This window comes from Streptomyces sp. NPDC005494 (assembly GCF_042872025.1).
Taxonomy (GTDB): Bacteria; Actinomycetota; Actinomycetes; order Streptomycetales; family Streptomycetaceae; genus Streptomyces.
Window position 1 is genome coordinate 440,773 of the sequence record NZ_JBIAJR010000004.1, and the last position, 20,709, is coordinate 461,481.

20 protein-coding genes are annotated in these 20,709 nt (G+C 70.7%); 4 read left to right on the plus strand and 16 right to left on the minus strand.

The window, feature by feature from the left end; all coding sequences use genetic code 11:
* Positions 1-818: 818 nt before the first annotated feature.
* Both ACFYQ6_RS15630 and ACFYQ6_RS15635 read right to left on the minus strand, forming a co-directional pair.
* A complete protein-coding gene (locus ACFYQ6_RS15630; protein ID WP_388763326.1) occupies positions 819-2,207 on the minus strand; it encodes a class I SAM-dependent RNA methyltransferase in 1,389 nt (462 codons plus the stop codon).
* Between the two features lie 173 nt (positions 2,208-2,380).
* Positions 2,381-4,432, minus strand: coding sequence for an APC family permease (locus ACFYQ6_RS15635; RefSeq protein WP_361575864.1), 2,052 nt, complete (start codon positions 4,430-4,432; stop codon positions 2,381-2,383).
* 391 nt (positions 4,433-4,823) lie between these two features.
* On the opposite strand from ACFYQ6_RS15635, the gene ACFYQ6_RS15640 reads away from it, so the two are divergent.
* The gene (locus ACFYQ6_RS15640; RefSeq protein WP_073748169.1) at positions 4,824-5,492 is read left to right on the plus strand and encodes a TrkA family potassium uptake protein; all 669 of its coding nucleotides are present in this window, start codon (positions 4,824-4,826) and stop codon (positions 5,490-5,492) included.
* A complete protein-coding gene (locus tag ACFYQ6_RS15645) occupies positions 5,492-6,169 on the plus strand; it encodes a TrkA family potassium uptake protein (RefSeq protein ID WP_356743155.1) in 678 nt (225 codons plus the stop codon). The genes ACFYQ6_RS15640 and ACFYQ6_RS15645 overlap by 1 nt, the downstream gene beginning before the upstream one ends.
* Positions 6,170-6,242: 73 nt before the next feature.
* On the opposite strand, the gene ACFYQ6_RS15650 is transcribed toward ACFYQ6_RS15645, so the two are convergent.
* The 8 genes from ACFYQ6_RS15650 to ACFYQ6_RS15685 all read right to left on the minus strand — a co-directional run bounded on the left by ACFYQ6_RS15650 (position 6,243) and on the right by ACFYQ6_RS15685 (position 13,893).
* The gene (locus ACFYQ6_RS15650) at positions 6,243-7,013 is read right to left on the minus strand and encodes a DUF3159 domain-containing protein (protein WP_361575860.1); all 771 of its coding nucleotides are present in this window, start codon (positions 7,011-7,013) and stop codon (positions 6,243-6,245) included.
* A gap of 3 nt (positions 7,014-7,016) precedes the next feature.
* The gene (locus ACFYQ6_RS15655) at positions 7,017-7,433 is read right to left on the minus strand and encodes an OB-fold nucleic acid binding domain-containing protein (RefSeq protein ID WP_361575857.1); all 417 of its coding nucleotides are present in this window, start codon (positions 7,431-7,433) and stop codon (positions 7,017-7,019) included.
* 95 nt (positions 7,434-7,528) lie between these two features.
* Positions 7,529-8,236: a response regulator gene (locus tag ACFYQ6_RS15660; protein WP_356743149.1), complete on the minus strand. Its 708-nt coding sequence runs from the start codon at positions 8,234-8,236 to the stop codon at positions 7,529-7,531.
* A 55-nt stretch (positions 8,237-8,291) separates the two neighbouring features.
* Positions 8,292-10,835 carry a sensor histidine kinase KdpD gene (locus tag ACFYQ6_RS15665; protein ID WP_361575854.1) on the minus strand — a complete coding sequence of 848 codons (2,544 nt, stop codon included), beginning with the start codon at positions 10,833-10,835 and terminating at the stop codon, positions 8,292-8,294.
* Between the two features lie 158 nt (positions 10,836-10,993).
* Positions 10,994-11,728: an ABC transporter ATP-binding protein gene (locus ACFYQ6_RS15670; RefSeq protein ID WP_361575851.1), complete on the minus strand. Its 735-nt coding sequence runs from the start codon at positions 11,726-11,728 to the stop codon at positions 10,994-10,996.
* Between the two features lie 281 nt (positions 11,729-12,009).
* The gene (locus tag ACFYQ6_RS15675) at positions 12,010-12,780 is read right to left on the minus strand and encodes a DUF3710 domain-containing protein (RefSeq protein WP_145808643.1); all 771 of its coding nucleotides are present in this window, start codon (positions 12,778-12,780) and stop codon (positions 12,010-12,012) included.
* A 1-nt stretch (position 12,781) separates the two neighbouring features.
* A complete protein-coding gene (gene dut, locus ACFYQ6_RS15680; protein ID WP_388763330.1) occupies positions 12,782-13,312 on the minus strand; it encodes a dUTP diphosphatase in 531 nt (176 codons plus the stop codon).
* A complete protein-coding gene (locus ACFYQ6_RS15685) occupies positions 13,309-13,893 on the minus strand; it encodes a PaaI family thioesterase (protein ID WP_388763332.1) in 585 nt (194 codons plus the stop codon). Before ACFYQ6_RS15685 ends, dut begins: the two co-directional genes overlap by 4 nt.
* A gap of 58 nt (positions 13,894-13,951) precedes the next feature.
* Here ACFYQ6_RS15685 and ACFYQ6_RS15690 point away from each other — a divergent pair, with 58 nt between their 5' ends.
* Positions 13,952-14,407: a DUF3093 domain-containing protein gene (locus tag ACFYQ6_RS15690; RefSeq protein WP_388763334.1), complete on the plus strand. Its 456-nt coding sequence runs from the start codon at positions 13,952-13,954 to the stop codon at positions 14,405-14,407.
* Positions 14,408-14,411: 4 nt separating this feature from the next.
* Here the strand turns inward: ACFYQ6_RS15690 and ACFYQ6_RS15695 are convergent, their stop codons facing one another.
* From ACFYQ6_RS15695 to ACFYQ6_RS15710, 4 genes are all read right to left on the minus strand, one after another.
* On the minus strand, positions 14,412-15,368 hold the full coding sequence (locus ACFYQ6_RS15695; protein WP_388763336.1) for a hypothetical protein: 957 nt from the start codon (positions 15,366-15,368) through the stop codon (positions 14,412-14,414).
* Positions 15,369-15,380: 12 nt separating this feature from the next.
* Positions 15,381-15,677 carry a DUF4193 domain-containing protein gene (locus ACFYQ6_RS15700; RefSeq protein WP_003965732.1) on the minus strand — a complete coding sequence of 99 codons (297 nt, stop codon included), beginning with the start codon at positions 15,675-15,677 and terminating at the stop codon, positions 15,381-15,383.
* 404 nt (positions 15,678-16,081) lie between these two features.
* Positions 16,082-17,323 carry a sensor histidine kinase gene (locus ACFYQ6_RS15705; RefSeq protein ID WP_388763338.1) on the minus strand — a complete coding sequence of 414 codons (1,242 nt, stop codon included), beginning with the start codon at positions 17,321-17,323 and terminating at the stop codon, positions 16,082-16,084.
* Between the two features lie 7 nt (positions 17,324-17,330).
* On the minus strand, positions 17,331-17,984 hold the full coding sequence (locus ACFYQ6_RS15710) for a response regulator transcription factor (RefSeq protein WP_014153613.1): 654 nt from the start codon (positions 17,982-17,984) through the stop codon (positions 17,331-17,333).
* A 359-nt stretch (positions 17,985-18,343) separates the two neighbouring features.
* Here ACFYQ6_RS15710 and ACFYQ6_RS15715 point away from each other — a divergent pair, with 359 nt between their 5' ends.
* Entirely contained in the window at positions 18,344-18,517 is a 174-nt protein-coding gene (locus ACFYQ6_RS15715) for a hypothetical protein (RefSeq protein ID WP_167359495.1), read from the plus strand.
* Positions 18,518-18,617: 100 nt separating this feature from the next.
* On the opposite strand, the gene ACFYQ6_RS15720 is transcribed toward ACFYQ6_RS15715, so the two are convergent.
* Entirely contained in the window at positions 18,618-19,418 is an 801-nt protein-coding gene (locus ACFYQ6_RS15720; RefSeq protein ID WP_361575831.1) for an inositol monophosphatase family protein, read from the minus strand.
* A gap of 119 nt (positions 19,419-19,537) precedes the next feature.
* Positions 19,538-20,662 (minus strand): ferrochelatase, encoded by a 1,125-nt coding sequence (locus ACFYQ6_RS15725; RefSeq protein WP_361575828.1) that lies wholly within the window; start codon positions 20,660-20,662, stop codon positions 19,538-19,540.
* Between the last annotated feature and the right edge of the window lie 47 nt (positions 20,663-20,709).

Below are 20,709 nucleotides of genomic sequence, written 5' to 3' on the forward strand. Positions count from 1 at the left end.
GGACCGGGATAGTTCTGTGACTGCCGAGCGTCGCTATGAGTCCACGACTTGCACGTTCTTGCCGGCCATCGGCGAAGCGAACAGGCCCGAGGTCACGGGCCCGGTGGCGGCTGCACGCACGCATGGGTCCGCGTCGCGTGGCGGAGGGATCGATTACCGGTTGGAGCGGGCGCGGTTAGTGCCCACTCTCACCCACCCCTATCTTCCGCAGGGTCCGCAACCAGCGGGCCGAGTCGCCTGCTGCATCTGAGGGGCGGCAGCGGGACGGCGCGCGGGGAAGCCCAGTGCAGCCATCTACCTCTCAGCCAGCTTGCGGAGGTTGGACGCGTCGGCCGGACCAGCGCTGATGTCGTGGATCCCGAGACAACGGCTGGCTGGGCGGGAAGATCTGTGCCAGCCAGTGGTGATGCGTGCTCGGCTGCAACCCCAATCCGACCTCACGACTCCGACGTCAGGAAGCGGCAAGCGACACGCGCTCGGCAAACGACCAGAGCATCACCAACGGAGTGCAGCAGCGCCACAGCCGCCCGGGCCATGCGACTGCCGACACCAGGAGTCCCACACCGTGCGGGCAGACTCCTCCTCGTGCGGATACCTCGAGCACAGCAATGGCCGAAGGAATGCGGCAGATTTTACTTCCGCTGCGAGCGTCATCCGAGCGTCAAGATATTCCGGAAGGGATTTGAGGACGTCGCCGCTACACTCCCGCCCCACGCAAAGCCGCAGGTGAGATGGCCTGAAAGGGACATGCCGCCTACTCGACCCGTTGCGCGGAGTGAAACATGTCAAGCGACCCATCCAAACCACAAAACAGCAGGTCAGACGCCCTTTGCCGCAGGCTCCAAAATCGCCACGCACTCAACGTGCGAAGTCATCGGGAACAGGTCGAACGCCCTCAGCGTCCGCACCCTGTACCCGCCCTCCCGGAAGTACGCGATGTCCCGGGCCAGCGCCGCCGGGTCGCACGCCACGTAGGCGATGCGGCGCGCGCCCAGAGAGGACAGGTGCTTGACGGTGGCCTTGCCGGCGCCCGCGCGCGGCGGGTCCAGGACGATCAGGTCGACGTCGGTGATGCCCGTGCGCGGCAGGACCTGGTCGACCTTTCCGTGCTCGATGCGGACCCGGTCCAGGTCCTTCAGGTTGTGCCGGGCGTCCTCGACAGCGCGTTTGCCGGACTCGATGCCCAGCACCGCGCCCTTCTCGCCGATGCGCTGGCCGATGGCGCCGGCGAACAGGCCCACGCCGCAGTAGAGGTCCAGCGCCATGTCGCTCTTGCGGGGCAGCAGGCCCTGCATGACCGCGCGGACCAGCGTGTCGGCCGCCTGCGGGTGGACCTGCCAGAAGCCGCCCGAGCCGACGCGGTACGTACGGTCGTCGGCGCGCTCGCGTACGAAGGCGCGGCCGTGGACGCGGTGGACGCCGCCGTCCTTCTCCTCGACGCGCATCACGGAGACGGGCTTGTCCAGCTCGACCAGCGGGAGCCGGCCTCCCTCACGCGGGGTCAGGATGACCTGGCGGTCGTGGGAGCCGGTGGCGGCGATGGCCTCCACCGCGGCCATCTGCGGCCAGTCCTGCTTCTCGATGCCGAGTTCGGACACGCCCGGGGCGGCGATCAGGCACTCGTCGATGACCTCGACGTCGTGCGACCGGTGCTTGCGCAGCCCGACCCGGCCGTCCTCGTCGATCGCGTACTGGACGCGCGTGCGCCAGGCCGGGACCTCGCCCGGCGGGAGCTTGTCGCCCTCGGCGGGCATGACCGTGCCGTCCCAGCCGACCTCCTCGGGGGTGAGGCCCGCGAGGCGCATGAGCTGCTCGGCGATCACTTCGCCCTTGAGGCGGCGCTGTGCGCCCGGCTTGGCGTGCTGCCAGTCGCAGCCGCCGCACTTGCCGGGTCCGGCGTACGGGCAGGGGGCCTCGACACGGTCCTTGGAGGCCTCGACGACCGTGATCGCGTCGGCGCGCAGGAAGCGTGAGCCGACCTCGCCCTCGGTGACCCGCGCCACGACCTTCTCGCCGGGAAGGGTGTGGCGTACGAAGAGGACCTGGCCCTCGGCGGTGCGGGCGATGCAGTGGCCGCCGTGGGCGACGGGGCCGACCTCGACCTCGTACTCCGTCCCGATCAGCGATTCCCCGGCCTGCGGCGCCGCGGCCTGCTTCTCCCCGGCCTGATGCTCCCCGGTCCGCGACGAGATGGATTCGTTCTGCATGAGGGGGTGGCTCCAGAGATCAGGGAAACGGGTGACCGTGAACGGCGGGCCGGAGACGGGACCACGGGGAGCCGGTGTGCACCGGAACCCGGGAACCGCGAAGCGGCCGGACAACAACCTACGAGTCTACGTGGGTGTCGGCCGACCGCTCACCACGAGCGGGATCGCCCGCGTCAGCTCTTGGTGCCGGACTCCTTCTGGTTCCGCCGCTCGACGGGACCACGGCGCACCGAGCCCGGCGCGTTCCAGTCCGCGCGCCTCCTGGCGCGCACCTTCGCGGCCTCGGAGGACTCCAGCTGGTACGGCACCGAGGTCACCATCACGCCCGGGGTGAACAGGAGTCGGCCCTTCAGCCGCAGCGCGCTCTGGTTGTGCAGCAGATGCTCGTACCAGTGGCCGACCACGTACTCCGGGATGTAGACGCTGATCACGTCGCGGGGGCGGTCCTTGCGCAGGCTCTTCACGTACTCGATCACCGGGCGGGTGACCTCGCGGTACGGCGAGTCGAGGATCTTGAGCGGGATGTCGATGCCACGCCTCTCCCAGTCCTCCCTGAGAGCCTTGGTCTCGTCCGGGTCGACGCTGATGGAGAGGGCCTCCAGCTGGTCCGAGCGCACCAGCTTGGCGTACGCGAGCGCGCGCAGCGTGGGGCGGTGGATGCGGGAGACCAGGACGATCGAGTGGACGCGCGAGGGCCTGACGGTGTCGTCGGACGGGGTGTCGCCGGCGGCGATCTCCTCCGCGACCCGGTCGTAGTGCCGGCGGATCGCGGTCATCGTGCCGAAGAAGATCACCATGCCGAGCAGCGCGACCCAGGCACCGTGGGTGAACTTGGTGGCCAGGACCACGACCAGGACGAGCCCGGTGAAGAACGCCCCGAAGGTGTTGATCGCGCGCGAGCGGATCATGTGCCGCCGCACCGCCGGGTCCTTCTCGGTACGCAGATGACGGTTCCAGTGCCGCACCATGCCGGTCTGGCTGAGGGTGAAGGAGACGAAGACGCCGACGATGTAGAGCTGGATCAGCCGGGTCGAGTCGGCCCCGTAGATCCACACGAGCAGGATCGCGGCCCCGGCCAGCAGCACGATTCCGTTGGAGAAGGCGAGCCGGTCGCCGCGGGTGTGCAGCTGGCGAGGGAGGTAACGGTCCTGCGCGAGGATCGAGCCGAGCAGCGGGAAGCCGTTGTACGCGGTGTTGGCGGCCAGGAAGAGCACGAGGGCGGTGGCCGCCGCCAGAAAGACGAAGAAGAACGTACCGTCGCCGAAGACGGCTGCGGCGACCTGCGAGATCACGGGGTCCTGGACGAAGCTCGCGCCGACGGCGGCGCCGTTGTGGATCAGGTCCTTCGCCGGGTTCTCCGCCATCTTCACGTCGGTGGCCATGGCGAGGCCGATGATGCCGCAGAACATGGTGACTGCCAGGAGCCCCATCGCCGCGAGGGTGGTCGCGGCGTTCTTGCTCTTCGGCTTGCGGAAGGCGGGCACGCCGTTGCTGATCGCCTCGACGCCGGTCAGGGCCGCGCAGCCGGAGGAGAAGGCGCGCAGCAGCAGGAACACGAGCGCGAAGCCCGCGAGGCCCTGGTGCTCCGGCTTGATCTCGTAGTCGGAGGTGGGGGCGTGCATGGTGTCGCCGAGGACCAGCCCGCGGAACGCACCCCAGAGGATCATGGCGAAGACGCCGGCCACGAACAGGTAGGTGGGGATCGCGAAGAGCTTGCCGGACTCCTTGACGCCCCGCAGGTTCATGAGCGTCAGCAGGACGATGGCCCCGATGGCGCAGAACGTCTTGTGCTCGACGACGAAGGGGACGGCGGAGCCGAGGTTCTCCACGCCGGAGGAGATCGACACCGCGACGGTCAGGACGTAGTCGACGAGGAGGGCGCTGGCGACGGTCAGACCGGCCTTGGGGCCCAGGTTGGTGTTGGCGACCTCGTAGTCGCCGCCTCCGCTCGGGTACGCGCGCACGTTCTGCCGGTACGAGGCGACGACGGTGAACATCAGGACCACGACCGCGAGCGCGATCCACGGGCTGAAGTGGTACGCCGACACACCCGCGATGGAGAGCACGAGGAGGACTTCTCCTGGTGCGTACGCAACGGAGGACAGCGGGTCGGACGCGAAGACGGGGAGCGCGATGCGCTTGGGGAGGAGCGTTTCCCCCAGCTTGTCGCTGCGCAGCGCCCGGCCGATCAGGATCCGTTTGGGCACGTCGGTCAGTTTGGACACGCAGAGGATCGTAAGCGCTGGCGAGACACGCCAGAGCGTCACCACCCGCTCCGCAACCGGAAAACCTTCATAATCACCCGCCCTCACCGCAAAAGTCCATGGAATCCTTAACGAAATCCTTGCGGTACGGGAGCTGGGGGCCCCGGTGCCGGGGAGTGGGCGGGCCCACCCGCCGAAGGGTGCCGGTTCTCCGTCGGCCGCCCCCCTTTGCTCATCGGGCCGTGGGATACGCACACTCGGATGAGGCGGTGCGGGCACGGCCGCATAAGCTCATCCCCGGGCAACGACGGAAGTGGTTGCCCCATTGTTTGCCCCGCAAGCTGAGAGAGAAGTGTGAGCAGGGTGTTTTCGCAGGTCATCCGGATGACCAGGACGGCGAGGTAGGCGCAAGGTGCACATCGTCATCATGGGCTGCGGGCGTGTCGGAGCCGCTCTCGCGCAGACCCTGGAACAGCAGGGGCACACGGTCGCCGTGATCGACCAGGACCCGACGGCGTTCCGGCGCCTCGGTGCCGGGTTCGGCGGCCGGCGTGTCAGCGGGGTCGGCTTCGACCAGGACACCCTGCGCGAGGCGGGGATCGAGGAGGCCGGAGCGTTCGCCGCCGTCAGCAGCGGTGACAACTCCAACATCATCGCGGCCCGGGTGGCGCGCGAGATGTTCGGCATCGAGAACGTCGCGGCGCGTATCTACGACCCCCGGCGTGCCGAGGTCTATCAGCGGCTGGGCATCCCGACGGTCGCCACGGTCCGCTGGACGGCCGACCAGATGCTGCGGCGTCTGCTGCCGTCGGGCGCGGAGCCGCTGTGGCGGGACCCGAGCGGCGGGGTGCAGCTCGCCGAGGTGCACACGACCCCGTCCTGGATCGGGCACAAGATCAGCACACTGCAGGAGGAGACGGGCGTCCGTGTCGCCTTCCTCACCCGGTTGGGTGAGGCCATACTGCCGACGTCGCAGACGGTTCTGCAGGAGGGCGACCTCGTTCACGTGATGATGCGTACGGACGAGATCGCGAAGGTCGAGGAGGCCTTTGCCGAAGGTCCCGAGGAGGGCGGTCACTGATGCGCGTCGCGATTGCCGGGGCCGGTGCGGTGGGGCGTTCCATCGCGGCCGAGCTCCTGGAGAACGGGCACGAGGTACTGCTGATCGACAAGGCGCCGACCGCCATCTCGGTGGAGCGGGTCCCGATGGCCGAGTGGCTCCTCGCGGACGCCTGCGAGATCACCTCGCTCGACGAGGCGGCGCTCCAGCGGTGCAACGTCGTGATCGCCTCGACGGGTGACGACAAGGTCAACCTGGTCGTCTCGCTGCTCGCGAAGACCGAGTACGGCGTCCCGAGGGTCGTGGCCCGGGTGAACAACCCGAAGAACGAGTGGCTGTTCAACGAGTCCTGGGGTGTCGACGTCGCGGTCTCCACCCCGCGGCTGATGTCCGCCCTGGTCGAGGAGGCGGTGAGCGTCGGTGATCTGGTCCGGCTGCTGCGCTTCAGCCACGGCGACGCCAACCTCGTCGAGCTGACGCTGCCCCCGGAGTCGGCGCTGGCCGGCATCAGGGTGAGTGACGTGGACTGGCCCGAGGACACCTCGCTCGTCACGATCATCCGCGGCACCCGTGTGCTGACGCCGAGCCCCGAGGAGACCCTGGAGGCCGGTGACGAGCTGCTGTTCGTGGCCGCCCAGGCGCGCGAGGAGCAGCTGGAGGACCTGCTGTCGGTCCGTCGCGAGCCCGCCGAGGACTGAGCGGGGGCAGGTGTGCGTGGGCCCCGGACCGTGTCGACGGTCCGGGGCCCACGCACATGTGCGTCGTCGTGCGTCAGAACTCGGAGTTGCGGACTTCCGCGGCCTCGGCGCGCCGGGCCGCCTCGCGGTCCTTCTCGGCCTGCTCCTCCGCCTCCATCTCGGCGAACACGTCGATGGGCGGCGGCGCCTTGGCGAGGAAGACCCAGGTCAGGTACACCGCGAGCAGGAACGGCGGGATCTTGAGCGCGACGAGCACCCAGCCGAGCTCGGTGGTGTCGGCCCACCAGTACAGCGGGAAGAGGATCGCGCACTTGGCGAGCAGGATCAGTCCCCAGGCGTAACTGGCCTTGGCGTACGCCTTCTTGCGGCCGGGGTTCCTGGTGCGCCAGGAGAGGTTCTCCTTGAAGACCGGACCGAGGATCAGCCCGATCAGCGGCACCCCGGCGAGCGTCGTGACGAGGTAGGCGAGGGCCAGTCCGAGCGTGTAGATCATGCCCGGCAGGTAGAAGTCCTTGGCGTTGCCCGTCATCTTCGCGAAGAGCACACCGAAGGCCACGCCGAAGACGCCGCTGAAGGCGTGCTTGACGGTGTCCTTGCGGAGCAGCCGTACGACGACGAGGAGCAGGGAGACGGCCAGCGCGGCGATCGCCGAGGCCGTCAGGTTCTTGTTGATGGTGAAGATCGTGACGAAGAGCAGCCCGGGCAGGACTGTCTCCACCATGCCTCGCACACCGCCGAAGGCCTCGAAGAGCGCGGCTTCCGTGACCGCCCTCGCGTCGTCGGCCTGCTGGTCGGTGCGGTGGGGCTGGTCCGTGTCGGACGTCGGCTTGTCGAGAGACGTCACCGGCTACTCCTTGCCGAGCGGTCGGAGTTCGTATTTGGGATTGAACAGCACCCGGCGACCGTGGCTGATGGCGATACGGCCCGACGCGATGAGCTTGCGGCCCGGCTCGATGCCGACGATGGATCGCCGGCCCAGCCAGACCACGTCGAGCGGCGCGGTGCCGTCGAAGAGCTCCGCCTCCAGGGCGGGGACTCCTGCCCGCGGGCGCAGGGTGACGGTCCGCAAGGTACCAGTCACCTTGACGATCTGCCGGTCCGAGCACTCGGAGATGCGCGTGCACCCCGAAGCGTGCGCGTCCTCCTGCAGCTCCTCGGACTCCAGATCCTCCTGGGAGCTGGACAGCCGGTCGAGCATGCGTCGGAAGCGGCCGGACGGCTTGTCCGTCCTGCCGGGCTTCTCGAATCGGGGAACAGCGGTCATACCCGAAGCGTACCGGTCTCCTGTGTCAGGGGCGGGGTGGCGGGGGTCTCACTCGAACGAGTGAAGCCTCGCGCCGGGAACTCCTGTCTGCGCGCTCATTCGGGAACCTGCTTCCCGCGCTCGAAGCGATAGCCCATCCCGGGCTCGGTGACGAAGTGCCGGGGGTGCGAGGGGTCCGCCTCGAGCTTGCGGCGCAGCTGGGCCATGTAGACGCGCAGGTAGTTGGTCTCGGTGCCGTACGAGGGCCCCCAGACCTCCTGGAGCAGCTGTTTCTGGCTGACGAGCCGGCCCGCGTTGCGTACGAGGACCTCCAGCAGGTGCCACTCGGTGGGGGTGAGGCGTACGTCGCGGCCTTCGCGCTGGACCTTCTTCGCCGCCAGGTCGACGGTGAAGCCCTCGGTCTCGACGATCACCTGGTCGTCGGCGCCGTCCGGGCCCACCGGTTCCGCCCTGCGCACCGCCGCGCGCAGCCGTGCCAGCAGTTCGTCCATGCCGAACGGCTTGGTGACGTAGTCGTCGGCTCCGGCGTCCAGGGCCTCGACCTTCTCGTCGGAGGTGTGGCGGGCGGAGAGCACGAGGATCGGCACCCGGGTCCAGCCGCGCAGGCCCTTGATCACCTCGACGCCGTCCATGTCCGGCAGCCCGAGGTCGAGGACGACCACGTCGGGGTGGCGGGCCGCGGCGAGCTGCAGGGCGGTCGCCCCGTCGGGCGCCGCGTCCACCTCGTACCTGCGCGCCTTCAGGTTGATCACGAGGGCGCGCACGATCTGCGGCTCGTCGTCGACCACGAGCACCCGGGTCATCTCGGACCTGCCTTTCCGGAATACGTGTACGGGGCGGGGGTACGCCCCGGGGACCTCATGACGTGACCTGCACGGGATGCAGGGAGCCGGGGTGCACCTGCCCCGGCGCGGCCGTGAGCGTCAGGACCATGGTGAGCCCGCCGCCGGGGGTGTCCTCGGCGCCGAGCGTGCCGCCCATGGACTCGACGAAACCGCGGGCGACGGCGAGCCCGAGACCGACCCCGGCGCCGCGCGGGGCGTCACCGTACCGCTGGAAGGGCTCGAAGATGCGCTCCTTGGCCTCGTCCGGGACCCCGCGGCCCCGGTCGGCCACCCGCAGCTCGACACGCTCGCCGAGGGCGCTGGCGGCGACGGTGACGCGTTCACGGCCGTTGCTGTACTTGACCGCGTTCTCGACGATGTTGGCGACCGCCCGTTCCAGCAGCCCGGGGTCCACGGCGACCATGGGCAGCGTCTCGGGGATGTCCAGGTCGACGCTGCCCTCCGGTACGCCGCCGAGCGCCATCGGGACGACCTCGTCGAGGTCGATCTCACGGATCAGCGGGGTGACCGTGCCGGTCTGCAGGCGTGACATGTCGAGCAGGTTGCCGACCAGGTGGTCGAGGCGGTCGGCGCCGTCCTCGATGCCCGCGAGGAGCTCCGCCTCGTCCTCCTCGGACCAGGAGACGTCGTCGGAGCGCAGGGAGCTGACGGCGGCCTTGATGGCGGCCAGCGGGGTGCGCAGGTCGTGGCTGACGGCGGCGAGGAGTGCGGTCCTGATGCGGTTGCCCTCGGCCAGCCGCCTGGCCGCCTCCGCCTCGCCGACCAGGCGCTGGCGGTCCAGCACGACGGCGGCCTGCGCGGCGAAGGCGCCGAGGACCCGGCGGTCCTCGGCGGGCAGGACCCGGCCGGAGAGCGCCAGGGCCATGTGGTCGCCGACGGGCATGTCCACGTCCGCGTCGTCGGGCCGGGCCACCGGGGCGGGCCCGACGGAGCCCGCGCAGGTCCACGGCTCGACGTCGCTCTGCCGCTCCAGGAGGGCGACGGACTCCATGCCGAAGGTCTCGCGCACCCGGTCCAGCAGGGCGTCCAGGGCCGTCTCGCCCCGCAGGACGCTCCCGGCGAGGGCGGAGAGGATCTCCGACTCGGCGCGCAGCCGGGCGGCCTGGTGGGTACGGCGGGCCGCGAGGTCGACGACGGAGGCCACCGCGACCGCCACCGCGAAGAAGATCACGATGGCGACGAAGTTCTCCGGGTCCTGCACCGTCAGGGTGTGGGTGGGCGGGGTGAACCAGTAGTTCAGGAGCAGGGAGCCGACGGCCGCCGAGGCGAGAGCGGGGGTCAGGCCGCCGAGCAGGGCGGCCGCGACCGTCATGAAGAGGAAGAGCAGGACGTCGTTGGCGAGGCCCGGCCCGTTCTCCATGCCGTGCAGGAGCAGCGTGAGGAGGGCAGGTCCGCCGACGCCGGCCAGCCAGCCCGAGATGATCCGGGTGCGGCTGAGCCTGGCCCCCCGGGCGATGGGCAGCCCTCGCCCCTTGGCGACCTCTTCGTGCGTGACGATGTGGACGTCCAGGTCGGGGCCGGACTCCCGGGCGACGGTGGCGCCCACCCCGGGGCCGTAGATGTACTGCCAGGTCTTGCGGCGGCTTGACCCGAGGACGATCTGGGTGGCGTTGACGCCCCGGGCGAACGCGAGGAGGGCGGTGGGTATGTCGTCGCCGATGACATGGTGGAAGGTGCCGCCCAGGTCCTCGACGAGGGTGCGCTGGCCCGCGAGCTCCTTGGGCGAGGCGGAGGTCAGTCCGTCGCTGCGCGCGATGTACACCGCGAGGATCTCGCTGCCGGAGCCCTTGGCGGCCATCCGGGAGGCACGGCGGATGAGGGTGCGGCCCTCGGGGCCGCCGGTGAGCCCGACGACGATGCGCTCGCGGGCCTGCCAGGGGGCGCTGATGTCGTGCTCGCCCCGGTACTGCTGGAGGTACTCGTCGACCCGGTCGGCGACCCACAGGAGGGCCAGCTCGCGCAGGGCGGTGAGGTTGCCGGGGCGGAAGTAGTTCGACAGGGCCGCGTCGACCTTGTCGGGCTGGTAGATGTTCCCGTGGGCCATGCGGCGCCGCAGCGCCTCGGGCGACATGTCGACGAGCTCGATCTGGTCGGCCCGCCGGGCGACCTCGTCGGGGATGGTCTCCTGCTGCCGCACGCCGGTTATCGACTCCACGACGTCGCCGAGGGACTCCAGGTGCTGGATGTTGACGGTGGAGACCACGTCGATGCCGGCCTTGAGGAGCTCCTCGACGTCCTGCCAGCGCTTGGCGTTGCGGGAGCCGGGCACGTTGGTGTGGGCCAGCTCGTCCACCAGGGCGACGGCGGGCGCGCGCTCCAGTACGGCGTCGACGTCCATCTCGGCGAAGACGGCGGAGCGGTGCTCGATGTCGCGGCGGCGGATCTGCTCCAGGCCGTGCAGCAGCACCTCGGTGCGGGGGCGGTCGTGGTGCTCCACGAACGCGACCACGCAGTCGGTGCCGCGTTCCACGCGGCGATGGGCCTCGGAGAGCATCGCGTACGTCTTGCCGACGCCGGGTGCCGCACCCAGGTAGATCCGAAGCTTGCCGCGCGCCATGGCCCCATTGTCTTCTCTGCACGGGCTTCCGCAGCTGCGGAAGCCCGTCTCGAAGTTACCCCGATAATTTCCGGCATATGGGGTCAGGGGCGGGCGCGGGGTCCGTCTTGACAGGATTCTGATGCGGCCGGCGTGCTGCGCCGCCCCTGGCCGTGGCCCTACGCGTGCTCGACGATGTGCCCGTCGCTGAGCTCCAGGACCCGGTCGGCGAAGCCGAGCAGCTGGGGGTCGTGGGTGGCGACGAGGAGGGTGACGCCCTCGCTGCGGACGACGGCCCGCAGGAGCTGCATGACCGCGAGTCCGGTCTCCGCGTCGAGCTGCCCGGTGGGTTCGTCGGCGATCAGCAGCGCGGGCCGGTTCGCGAGCGCGCGGGCGATGGCGACCCGCTGCTGCTGGCCGCCGGAGAGCTCGCCGGGGCGCTGCTGGGCGTGGTCGCCGAGGCCCACGAGGGACAGCAGGAGTGCCACCCGGTCCTCGCGCTCGCCCGGGTCGGCCCCGCGCAGCCGCATGGGTACGCCGACGTTCTCCGCCGCTGTGAGGATCGGGATCAGGCCGAAGGACTGGAAGATGAAGCCGATACGGTCCCTGCGCAGGCCCAGGAGCCCGTCCTCACCGAGCCCGGAGAGGTCGGTGCCGCCGACGGTGATCCGGCCGCTGTCCGGGGTGTCGAGGCCGCCGACCAGGTTGAGGAGGGTTGTCTTGCCGGACCCCGAGCGCCCCTTGAGCGCGACGAGCTCGCCGCGCGGGATCTCGAAGGAGACGCCCCGCAACGCGTGCACGGCGGCGGCCCCGGTCCCGTACGACCGGTGCAGGTCCTCGACCCGCACCATGGGGCCGTCGGCCGGGCTCCCGGCCAGGGTGGTGCCGCTCTGCGCGCCGGTGCTGCGTGTCATCGTTCTCCCCCGTGCGTACGCGGCCGTGCGTACCGCTCCCTCGGCAGCCGCCAGTATGTGCGCGTGCCGCCCGGTGAGGCAATGCACGGGCCGGAGGGCGCCGTGCCGCGCGGTGAAGGCAACGCGCGAGGGGCCGGAGGGCGCCGCGCCGCCCGGTGAAGGCAACGCGCGAGGGCCGGAGGGCGCCGCGCCGCCCGGTGAAGGCAACGCGCGAGGGCCGGAGGGCCGCGTCCCTGTCCGGGCGCGGCCCACCGGCCCCTCGTGTGCGGTCCTGGGCGCGGTCAGCGCACCTCGGTGATCTCGGGACCGCGCTGGAGCTGTCCCATGCCACCGGAGAACTTCGAGCTCTCCTGGTCCTCCTGCTGCACGCCTTCCGGCACCATCTGGGCGTCGTTGGGCAGCTTGAGGACGATCGGGTCGCGCGGGGCCATCGGGCCCTCGCCGCGCACCACGACGGTGTCGCGGAAGATCGTCTCCAGCAGTCCGGCGGCCTCGGGCTGCACGGCGCCCTGGCCGGAGATCACTCCGCGCAGGAACCAGCGCGGCCCGTCGACGCCGACGAAGCGCACCAGCTGTACGCCGTTCTTCCCGTCCGGGAGCTGTACGGGGACCTGCGCGCGCAGCTCCCAGCCCAGGGGGCCCTCGACCTCGTCGATGATCCCGCCCTGCTGGGTGATGCCCGAGGCGATCTCCTCGCGCACCTCGCCCCAGATGCCTTCCCGCTTGGGGGCGGCGAAGGCCTGCAGCTGGACCGCGCTGTCGCGCAGCACGACCGTGGCCGCGACGATCGCGTCGCCGGCGACCTCCACCCGGAGCTCCATGCCCTCGACCCCGGGCACGAAGATGCCGCCCAGGTCCACCCGGCCCTCGCCGGGCTGGGAGACCTCGGAGATGTCCCACGGCCCGTCGGGGCGGGGCGCGGGAGGCAGGTTCGCACGGCGCGAGCCGCTGCCGGTCCCGGCGTCGTCGAGCTCGTCGGCGACCTGCTCGGCCTCGCGCGCTTCGTCCGCCGTGTCCTCGGCGGAACCACTGTTCTTGCGACGTCCGAACACGTCAACGTCCTTCCCGGTCGGATACGACCGAAGCGTAGCTGTTCCCACCCTGGGTGTTACCGCCCGTGACGCCGTCCACAGCGGCGTGGCCGCCGGTGGATCCGAAGCCCCCTTCGGCACGCGCCGAGCCGGGGAGCTCCGTCACCTCGTGGAAGCGCACCTTCTCGACCTGCTGGACGACCAGTTGGGCAATCCGGTCGAACCGTTCGAACCTCACGGTCTCGCGCGGATCGAGATTGACCACGATGACCTTGATCTCCCCACGGTACCCGGCATCAACCGTCCCTGGGGCGTTCACGAGAGCCACTCCGCAGCGGGCCGCGAGGCCGGAGCGCGGGTGCACGAAGGCCGCGTACCCGTCCGGCAGGGCGATGGACACGCCGGTGGGGAACACCGCCCGCTCTCCTGGGGCGAGTTCGGCGGCCTCGGTGGTCACCAGATCGGCACCGGCGTCACCGGGGTGCCCGTAGGACGGAATCGGCACGTCCGGGTCGGTCCGGCGGATGAGTACGTCGACGGGGTGGCGCGTCACGGGTTCACCTCGAAGGCCCGGGCACGCCTGACCTGGTCCGGGTCGGACATCGCCGCCTGGATCTCCTCCGGCCGCCCGTTGTCGATGAAGTGGTCCACCTTGACCTCGATGAAGAGCGCCTCCGCCCGGACCGCGACCGGCCCCTCGGGGCCCCCGATCCGCCCCGTGGCGCGGCAGAAGATCTTCCGGCCCATCACGGCCGTGACCTCGGCCTCCAGGAAGAGCACCGTGTCCACCGGCACCGGCAGCACGTAGTCGGTCTCCAGCCGTCCCGTCACCGCGATCACCCGCAGCAGCCAGTTCAGCGAGCCGAGCGTCTCGTCCATCGCCGTGGCCAGGACGCCCCCGTGCGCGAGCCCCGGAGCGCCCTGGTGGGCGGCCTTCACGGTGAACTCGGCGGTGACGTCGACGCCCTCTCCGGCCCGCGCCTGGAGGTGCAGCCCGTGCGGCTGTGCCCCACCGCAGCCGAAACAGTGTTCGTAGTGGGCGCCGAGGAGCTCACCGGGGGCCGGGGCGTCGGGATGGCGGACCGGTGCGACCGCTCCGGCCGGGGGTGTCAGACGTGCAGATGTTCCACTCACAGGCGCAGACCTTACCCGCGCGCCCGGCCACGGGTCGCGCCGTGCCAAGCTTGGTTTCATGCAGCCTTCCGCACCTCCCTTCGACGAACGTCTCACCGCGCCTCGCAGCTGGTGGCTCATCGCCTTCGGGATCGGCGTCGCCTGTGCGCTGATGCTCCTGCCCCTCGGCCTTCTGCCCATGCTCGGCGGCCTGGTCGCCGGGACCGCAGCGGCGTGCGCGGGCGTGAGTTCGTACGGCTCGGCGCGCATCAGGGTCGTGGCCGGCGCGCTCGTCGCGGGCGATGCCCGGATCCCTCTGGAAGCACTCGGAGAGGTCGAGGTGCTGGACGGGGAGGAGGCGCGCGCCTGGCGCTCGTACAAGGCGGACCCGCGCGCCCACATGCTGCTGCGCAGCTACATCCCGACGGCGGTGCGGGTGGAGGTCACGGACCCGGCCGACCCGACGCCGTACATCTACCTGTCGACGAGGGAGCCGCAGGCGCTGGCCGCGGCCCTCGCGCCCGTCGCCGCCTGAGGGTTCAGTTGCCGTCGGGGCCTTCGAGGCCCTTGGGCAGCTCCTTCACGGGCTCTGCGGGCTGTTCCAGCGGCGGGAGCTCCGCGAGGCGGTCCCAGGAGATCTGATCGCGCCGCAGGTCGTTCCTGACCCGGTCGGCGAGCTTCTTGGTGTCCCTCCGGTTCATCATGGCGCCGACGGCGGCCCCGATCATGAACGGGATGAGGTTCGGCAGGTCGCGCACGGTGCGCTTGATGATCTGCTGGCGCAGCTCACGCTTCATCTGCCCGCCCAGAGCCGCGTTGAGCGTGGTGGGCCGGGAGACGTCGATCCCGCGCTCCTCCGTCCAGGAGGTCAGGTACGCGGTGCTGCGCTGCCCGAGATTGCCCGGGGGCCGTCGGCCGTAGACCTCGTGGAGCTCGGCGACGAGCTTCATCTCGACGGCCGCGACGCCCGTGATCTCGGCGGCGAGTTCCGCGAGCATGGCGGGCGGTACGGGCATCATCGCCGCCGCCCCGATGCCGGCGCCGACGGCCGCCGTGGCCTTGCAGGCGCCCGCGACGAGCTTGTCGGCGAGCTCTTCGGGGCCGAGCCCCGGGAACTGTCTGCGCAGGGTGGCGAGGTCCCGCACGGGGACCCGGGGCGCGATGTCGATGATCCGGTCGGCGACGACGCCGACCGCCGCGACGGCGCTCTCCCTGCTCTTGAGCACGCCCCGTTTCAGCGTGTTCAGCCGGCCGGTTCCCTTGGGGGACCCGTCCGGGCCGTCCTGCCCGGGCTCCTGGGAGCCCGCGGCGCGTACTGCTTCGAGCGAGGCCGGAAGGCCCCGCTCGTCGTCAGATGCGCCGGGGGAGGCCGGCAGGGCGGTCCCGTGCTCGGCAGCGGGGCTTGTGCCCTCTGCCGGGCGTGTGCCGCCCTGATGTGCCTCCGACGACTTCGTACGCCGCAAGCGCCGCTTCCACAACGGTGTGTCGCCTGCCACGGCCGGCCGGCCTCAGTCGCAGTCGCGGCAGATGGGCTGGCCGTTCTTCTCTCGTGCCAGCTGGCTGCGGTGGTGCACGAGGAAGCAGCTCATGCAGGTGAACTCGTCGGCCTGCTTGGGCAGGACCCGCACGGCGAGCTCTTCGTTGGACAGGTCTGCGCCGGGCAGCTCAAGTCCCTCTGCCGCGTCGAACTCGTCGACGTCGACGGCGGATGCCGTCTTGTCGCTCCGACGAGCCTTGAGCTCCTCGAGGCTGTCCTGATCGACGTCGTCGTCGGTCTTGCGTGGGGTGTCGTAATCCGTTGCCATGTCGCTCTCCCCCTCATGGGTGTCTGCGGTGTCTCAGCGCACGTAACGCGTGAGAGGCCGGACTTGTGCCCGACCTGAGGCGGAGATTTTGCCTCACATCAAGGTCTGTTACTCAATCGACACCCAACCGGATCTCTCGTGAGCGATCAGCTTGGGTGGCGATGGGGACCGTACACGGTCCGTTTGCTGCACTTCACGGGCGCCACCCCGTGTACTTCCCGTGATACCGACCCCCGGAAACCCGGACGTTTCCAGGCTTTCGGGCTCAGATGTGATCACGGAGAGTGGAGGGACGGGAAATCGCGCCTGTGATCGATCACACAGGGTCGGAACGGTGAACAGGTTCTAAAATTCCGCCCAAAGCGAACAGAGCGATCCAATACGGCTTCACACCGTGAAGCCTCTCAGACCGGCAGGGTGACGCGCATCACGAGACCACCACCCTCGCGGGGCTCCGCGATGATACGGCCTCCGTGTGCCCGCGCGACGGACCGCGCGATCGACAGGCCGAGCCCGACCCCCTTGTCGCTGCCCGTGCGCTCCGTACGCAGCCGCCTGAACGGCTCGAAGAGGTTGTCGATCTCGTAGGCGGGGACCACGGGACCGGTGTTCGAGACCACCAGGAGCGCCTGACCGGGCTGGAGCTCGGTGGTGACCTCCACCCAGCCGTCCTCCGCCACGTTGTAGCGCACGGCGTTCTGCACGAGGTTCAGCGCGATGCGCTCCAGGAGCACGCCGTTGCCCTGCACCACCGCGGGGGCACGCTCGCCGCGGATCTCGACGCCCTTGTCCGCCGCCTCCGACCGGGTCTGGTCGATGGCGCGGTCGGCCACCTCGGCCAGGTCCACGGGTTTGCGTTCGACGATCTGGTTGTCGCTGCGGGCCAGCAGCAGGAGCCCCTCCACGAGCTGCTCACTGCGCTCGTTGGTGGCCAGGAGCGTCTTGCCGAGCTGCTGGAGCTCCGTGGGAGCCTCCGGGTCGGAGAGATGGACCTCCAGCAGCGTGCGGTTGATCGCGAGCGGCGTGCGCAGCTCGTGCGACGCGTTCCCCACGAACCGCTGCTGCGCCGTGAAGGCCCGCTCCAGGCGGTCCAGCATCTCGTCGAAGGTGTCGGCGAGCTCCTTGAGCTCGTCGTCGGGCCCGTCCAGCTCGATCCGCCGGGTCAGGTCCGTCCCGGCGACCCTGCGGGCGGTGCGGGTGATCCTGCCCAGCGGGGACAGGACGCGGCCCGCCATCGCGTAACCGAACGCGAAGGCGATGATGCTGAGTCCCACGAGGGCCAGCAGCGCCCTGTTCAGGAGGCTGTCGAGGGCGTGCTGCCGCTGGGCGGCGGTGCAGTCCTTGATCATCTCGTTGAGCTGGGTGTTGTTCAGCGCCGAGGCGAGCTGGGGGCACATGTCGCTGGAGATCTGGACGTTCGTGCCCTTGACCTGGAATTCCAGCCCTCCGGCGTCGTGCAGCGCCTGCGCCGCCAGCATGTAGATGATCGACAGCAGCAGGATGCCCGCGATCAGGAACATGCCGCCGTACAGCAGCGTGAGCCGTATCCGGATGGTCGGGCGCAGCCAGGGGTACGGGGATTCCTGGGCCTTGGGTTCCCAGGTCGGTTTGGGGGGTGCCTTCACAGGCCTCGGGGAGGCTGCCATCACGCCCTCAGATCCGGTAGCCGGAGCCGGGGACGGTGACGATGACAGGTGGCTCGCCCAGCTTGCGGCGCAGGGTCATGACCGTCACCCGCACGACGTTGGTGAACGGGTCGGTGTTCTCGTCCCACGCCTTCTCCAGCAGCTGCTCGGCCGAGACGACCGCGCCCTCGCTGCGCATCAGGACCTCGAGCACGGCGAACTCCTTCGGGGCGAGCTGGATCTCCTGCTCGTCCCGGAAGACCTCGCGGCGGTTGGGGTCCAGCTTGATCCCGGCCCGCTCCAGCACGGGCGGCAGCGCGACGGTCGTACGGCGCCCCAGGGCGCGCACCCGCGCGGTCAGCTCGCTGAAGGCGAAGGGCTTGGGCAGGTAGTCGTCAGCCCCGAGCTCCAGGCCCTCGACCCGGTCGCTGACGTCGCCGGACGCGGTGAGCATGAGCACCCGGGTGGGCATGCCGAGCTCGACGATCTTCCGGCAGACGTCGTCGCCGTGCACCAGGGGGAGGTCCCGGTCCAGCACGACGACGTCGTAGTCGTTGACACCGACGCGTTCGAGAGCCGCGGCCCCGTCGTAGACGACGTCGACGGCCATGGCCTCCCGGCGCAGTCCGGTGGCCACCGCATCGGCGAGCAGCTGCTCGTCCTCGACGACGAGTACGCGCACGGCGCAGTCCTTCCCTAGATCCAGAAATACGGCGAGCGGCCCTCGTTCCGGCCGCTCGCTGCACGTCAGCGGCACCGACTGTGCGCGTCCATCCTGCCCGTAACGCGCATAAACCGGCGGTAAGACGACGCGGGGACGGCCGCCACTCCGGGGAATTGATCGGATTCCTATGCAAGTTGAGGTTTCTCGCGGGCCGCCCACGGGGAGGACGACCTCACACCCGCGATCACGCCCTGCATGGGGCGTACCACAGCCCGTCCCGCATCCAGAGGGACTGCGTGATCACCCGCACCCGGTCTCAGCGCCGGGGATCTCCGGGCACACCCCCGTGCCACCGACCCACGATGAGGGGGCGCTACATGGACGCTTTCACCGCAGGTCTGCTGCAACGAATCAAGACCACCGAGTCCGACCTCACCAGGGCTCGCGAGACGGGCGACGACTTCCTCGCGGACGTCGAGCAGGGAGAGCTCGACGACCTGCACCGTCTCGCCGCCGAGCACGGCGTCGAAATCAGCGCCACAAGCGTCTGAGCCGCCACGAGAAGGCCCCGGGAGCCGCACTGGCACTCTCCCGGGGCCTTCTCGTGTCCTGGGCTCCCCACGGTGCCGTCAGGGCCATCGACAGGGGGGCTCAGTCGTGCCAGGCACCCAGTTCCTCCAGGATCGCCTGCAGGGGCTCGAACACGCCGGGGGTCGCGGCGACGGTGAGGTCGTTGTCGGCGGGCAGGCCGGGCCGGCCGCCGGTGAGCGCACCGGCTTCGCGTGCGATGAGATCGCCGGCCGCCACGTCCCACGGGTGCAGCCCGCGCTCGTAGTAGCCGTCGAGCCGGCCGGCCGCGACGTCGCACAGCTCGATGGCGGCGGATCCCCCGCGACGGATGTCGCGCAGCCGCGGGATCAGCTGCTGGGCGACGGCCGCCTGGTGGGTGCGTACCTCGGTGACGTAGTTGAAACCGGTCGACACGAGGGCCTGGTCGAGGGGTGCAGTGGGGCGGCAGCGCAGCGCCTGCCCGTTGCCGTAGGCGCCGCCGCCGAGGACCGCGTGGAACGTCTCGCGCCTCATCGGGGCCTCGACCACCCCCACGACCCGTTCGCCGTCGCGCTCGGCGGCGATGGAGACGGACCAGGTGGGCAGGCCGTAGAGGTAGTTCACCGTGCCGTCGAGCGGGTCGATGACCCAGCGGATGCCGCTGGTGCCTTCGGCGCTCGCCCCCTCCTCGCCGAGGAAGCCGTCGGCGGGCCGGTGCTCGGAGAGGTAGCCGGTGATCAGCTTCTCCGCCCGGATGTCCATCTCGGTGACCACGTCGATGGGGCTGGACTTCGTCGCGGCCACCCCCAGGTCGGCGGGGCGGCCGTCCCGCAGCAGGGCTCCGGCCCGGCGGGCCGCTTCCAGGGCGAGGTCGAGCAGTTCGGGCAGGAGGGGGTCGGTCACAGCGCTCCAGAGGTGGTGTCGCGGGGCCGGACGGGCTGTCGGCTCACGCGGACGGCGGGCACGGGCGGGCTTTCGCGCCCGGGGACGGCGGCTGGGCCGTCCCCGGGGCGGCAGGGTCGTCAGAAGGGGCTGTCGGCTCCCGCGGCGGCCGGCTTGGGGGCCCTGGCCGGGCAGCAGCCGACCGGGCAGAGGTCGTGGGAGGGGCCGAGGGCACCCAGGGCGCACGGCGCGACCGGGCGCTCCTGCTCGGCGGCGGCGCGTTCCAGGAGGAGTTCACGCACGGCCGCGGCGAACCGGGGGTCGGCGCCCACCGTCGCCGACCGGCGCACCGGCAGCCCCAGCTCGGCCGCCTTGGCCGTGGCCTCGGTGTCGAGGTCGTAGAGGACCTCCATGTGGTCCGAGACGAAGCCGATGGGGGCCATCACGACCGCGGGGACGCCCTCGCCGTGCAGGGTCTCCAGGTGGTCGCAGATGTCGGGCTCCAGCCAGGGGATGTGCGGTGCGCCGCTGCGCGACTGGTAGACGAGCTGCCAGGGGTGGTCGACGCCGGTCTCCTCGCGCACGGCCTCGGCGATCAGCCGGGCGACGTCCAGGTGCTCGGCCACGTAGGAACCGCCGTCGCCGTGCGTCTCCACCGGCCCGGAGGTGTCGGCGGCGGAGGTCGGGATGGAGTGCGTGGTGAACGCGAGGTGCGCCCCCGCCCTCACGTCCTCGGGCAGGCCGGCCAGCGAGTCCAGCACGCCGTCGATCATGGGCCGTACGAAGCCGGGGTGGTTGAAGTAGTGCCGCAGCTTGTCCACGCGGGGCACGGGGAGTCCCTCGGCCTCCAGCACGGACAGTGATTCCGCGAGGTTCTCGCGGTACTGGCGGCAGCCGGAGTACGAGGCGTAGGCGCTCGTGGCGAGCACGGCGATGCGCCGACGGCCGTCGGCGACCATCTCGCGGAGGGTGTCGGTGAGGTACGGAGCCCAGTTGCGGTTGCCCCAGTACACCGGGATCTCCAGGCCGTTCTCCGCGAAGTCCTTGCGCAGCGCGTCGAGCAGGGCCCTGTTCTGCGCGTTGATCGGGCTCACGCCGCCGAAGAGGAAGTAGTGCTTGCCGACCTCTTTGAGCCGCTCCTCGGGGATGCCCCGGCCACGCGTCACGTTCTGCAGGAACGGGACCACGTCGTCGGGGCCTTCGGGACCACCGAAGGAGAGCAGCAGCAGAGCGTCGTAAGGAGCGGGACCGCGCAGATCGGACATGCACCCGATCCTGCCACCCCCCTCCGACAGCCCGGCAACCGCCGTCG

Coding starts and splice junctions, on each gene's coding strand:
- ACFYQ6_RS15630 (WP_388763326.1), bottom strand. CDS start 2,207: ATGCAGAACGAATCCATCTCGTCGCGGACCGGGGAGCATCAGGCCGGG.
- ACFYQ6_RS15645 (WP_356743155.1), top strand. CDS start 5,492: ATGCGCGTCGCGATTGCCGGGGCCGGTGCGGTGGGGCGTTCCATCGCG.
- ACFYQ6_RS15655 (WP_361575857.1), bottom strand. CDS start 7,433: ATGACCGCTGTTCCCCGATTCGAGAAGCCCGGCAGGACGGACAAGCCG.
- ACFYQ6_RS15660 (WP_356743149.1), bottom strand. CDS start 8,236: ATGACCCGGGTGCTCGTGGTCGACGACGAGCCGCAGATCGTGCGCGCC.
- ACFYQ6_RS15665 (WP_361575854.1), bottom strand. CDS start 10,835: ATGGCGCGCGGCAAGCTTCGGATCTACCTGGGTGCGGCACCCGGCGTC.
- ACFYQ6_RS15670 (WP_361575851.1), bottom strand. CDS start 11,728: ATGACACGCAGCACCGGCGCGCAGAGCGGCACCACCCTGGCCGGGAGC.
- ACFYQ6_RS15690 (WP_388763334.1), top strand. CDS start 13,952: ATGCAGCCTTCCGCACCTCCCTTCGACGAACGTCTCACCGCGCCTCGC.
- ACFYQ6_RS15700 (WP_003965732.1), bottom strand. CDS start 15,677: ATGGCAACGGATTACGACACCCCACGCAAGACCGACGACGACGTCGAT.
- ACFYQ6_RS15705 (WP_388763338.1), bottom strand. CDS start 17,323: ATGGCAGCCTCCCCGAGGCCTGTGAAGGCACCCCCCAAACCGACCTGG.
- ACFYQ6_RS15715 (WP_167359495.1), top strand. CDS start 18,344: ATGGACGCTTTCACCGCAGGTCTGCTGCAACGAATCAAGACCACCGAG.
- ACFYQ6_RS15725 (WP_361575828.1), bottom strand. CDS start 20,662: ATGTCCGATCTGCGCGGTCCCGCTCCTTACGACGCTCTGCTGCTGCTC.